The following is a 2644-nucleotide window of genomic DNA, read 5'->3' on the forward strand; positions in this document are numbered from 1 at the left end:
GATTTGGACAAGGAGAAGAAGGCGATCACCAAACAGTGGGCCAAGCGCGAGGAACAGATCGAGCGGGTCATGCAGGCCACGGTCGGCATGTACGGCGATCTTCAGGGCATCGCGGGCAAATCATTGAAAGAGATCGAGGGACTGGAACTGAGATCGCTGGAGGGGCCAGCAACCGAGGGAGAAAGGTTGCTCTGACGCAGCCTATTCCGCGGGCGGACATAATGCTGCCGCGAGGTCTTTCAATATGAGAAAGCTTGATTTATATTTGTTCTACAAATATAAATCATACTTTATATTAGACTCATCCGAGGTGCTTCCTGTTCGCACGCTGGTTTGCTGAACCGCTTGGCGGTAAGTTGAGGCGGCCGTTCGTACACCTACTGTTTGGTGCACGGCAAACGGGAAAATCCACGTTACTGAGATCACTGATCCCGCAAGATGCGCTGGTGTTCGATCTTTCCGATCCGCAGGAACGTTCGCGATTGCTGGCCAATCCGGATCTGTTCGTCCAGGCTTGCCGGGCATTGCCGGAGACGAAGACGCGCCGTGTTGTCCTTGTAGATGAGGCCCAGTCGGTTCCGGCCCTGTTCGATGCGGTTCAGCATCTCTACGATCAGGCCAAACGCCGCTGGCTGTTCATCCTATGCGGAAGTTCGGCTCGCAAGCTGCGCCTGACAGGCGCCAATCTCCTGCCGGGCCGAAGTTTTCTGCATCGGCTCTATCCCTTGACCTTGGTCGAACATCCTCCTCTGAGTCGTCCTCCCGCCCATGCCGACTCACCGCTCCCGTTCCAGTGGCCGGCTGCCGCCTCACCCAAACCGTTGTTCCCGGCCTGGGATTTGGAGACTCGCTTGGCCTACGGTGCCTTACCGGGCATGGTGGCAAGCGAAGAGGCCGATCGGATCGAATTGCTTCGCGCCTACTCGCATATCCACCTGGAGGAAGAAATCCGACGTGAGGCGCTGGTCCGGGACTGGGGGGCGTTTGTTCGATTTCTGCAATTGGCCGCGCGGGAATCAGGACAGATTTTGAACTATGCGGCGATTTCGCAGGAAACGGGCATCTCTCAGCCGACGGTGAAGAGTTATTATCAGCTCTTGGAGGATATGTTCGTGGGGTTCCAGATTCGGGCCTTCGGCAAAAGCCCGCGAAAGAATCTGTTGTCCACCCCGAAATTCCTATTCTTCGACCTGGGGGTTCGGCACACCGCGGCCGGCTTATCGCCATCTCTGGAGCTCGTCCGCGCCAATCCCGGCCAACTGTTTGAGCAATGGGTGGGCATTGAACTGTGGATACGTCTTCAGTATCTCGGCAATGGCGGGCTCTTCTATCAACGGACGCGTGGCGGAGCCGAGGTGGATTACATCCTCGAGCATGAGGGACATCTGACTCCCATCGAAGTGAAATGGACGGAACACCCATCGCTATCGGACGCACGACATCTGCTGACCTTTCTTGACGAGCATCCGCGGCAAGCCAGACGAGGTTATGTCATCTGTCGGTGTCCGCGACCTCTGCGCCTGCATGACAAGATCCTGGCGCTTCCATGGTACTGTCTCTGAGGGCGCGGTAGTAGGCGAGGCCGGATTGTGCCATCAGGACAGGGCGAGAGCGGGCGGCGTAGAACTGGCGTGCGGGGCAAGCTGCAGTTAGTCTGTACGGCGATCTTCAGGGCATCGCGGGCAAATCATTGAAAGAGATCGAGGGACTGGAACTGACGGCCTTGAATCAGCCATCGAGCGAAAAGAACGATGCGACAGAGCGGTGATCGTCATCGACGAGAGAGTACCGATCGTGATCCCATTCTGTGGTGTCGAGAGCGACAGCACATCCTGATCTACCTGAATTCGGTTCCTGTGACACAGGCTCGCGCCATCGCGTCAGAGCCAAATCGGAAGTCCAATCCAGGTTCCTTCCGTCCCAAACCATCGATAGCCCGTTCTTCTCATCGGTGCTTTGACTGATCGCCTTCGGCGGGTAGTCAAGACGCCGAATCCTGCTCGTTCCTCATCGCATCGCGGCATCTCTTCCGGTCCTTTTACATGTGTATCGAGATGGATACTCGTCGTATCTGAACCGATACAGAAAATGTTGCTCCAGAGCTTTTCATGGAAGCGATCACCGCAGAGGTGTCTCAATAGCTAAGTTCAACATCGATACGGGAATAGAACCGATGTCGTTTCCAGTGAGAGCCTACGGGTCTGTCGGGCACTTTCCATGCAGGCATCGAACGGAAAGGATGCGATCAGGTCTCCTGCGAAGGACGTGATTCGCGAGTGTCATCCATGCCACAGAGCGATCGGAAGGAACGTCCAATGGCGACCGTAACAACCACATCTACACGAATGGCCTCTCTACAGACCGTCTTGTGTCTCTTCGTGACATCGTGTCTGTGGCTTCCTCAGGGGGCGCCGGCCTTCCCCGTGAGCGATGCCGCCTGGTCCAACACAGAGTGGGAGGCCCATTGTGAATCGGCCCGAACGAGCTATAACCCCAAGGCTGCCTTGACGAACGAGACGCTCACTCTGAGGGTCGATGACCGGCGGTTTCTCGACTTTCTGTATTGGGTGTGGGCCAACAAGATTACCGAACATCAAGTTGAACAGGTGGGAGGGACGGGATGGCCGGGGCCGACGGACGGCGT

At 56.7% G+C, this 2644-nt stretch carries 3 protein-coding genes; all 3 read left to right on the plus strand.

From position 1 onward, the window contains the following. A partial coding sequence (locus ACOSYY_RS07875; RefSeq protein WP_421661718.1) for a DUF2130 domain-containing protein occupies nucleotides 1–195 on the plus strand: 195 nt, incomplete at its 5' end. Nucleotides 196–356: 161 nt separating this feature from the next. Next, nucleotides 357–1562, plus strand: coding sequence for an ATP-binding protein (locus ACOSYY_RS07880; protein WP_421661719.1), 1206 nt, complete (start codon nucleotides 357–359; stop codon nucleotides 1560–1562). Nucleotides 1563–2315: 753 nt separating this feature from the next. Continuing rightward, the coding region (locus ACOSYY_RS07885; protein WP_421661720.1) for a hypothetical protein at nucleotides 2316–2644 on the plus strand (329 nt) is incomplete at its 3' end.

Source organism: Nitrospira sp. BLG_2 (genome assembly GCF_049222245.1).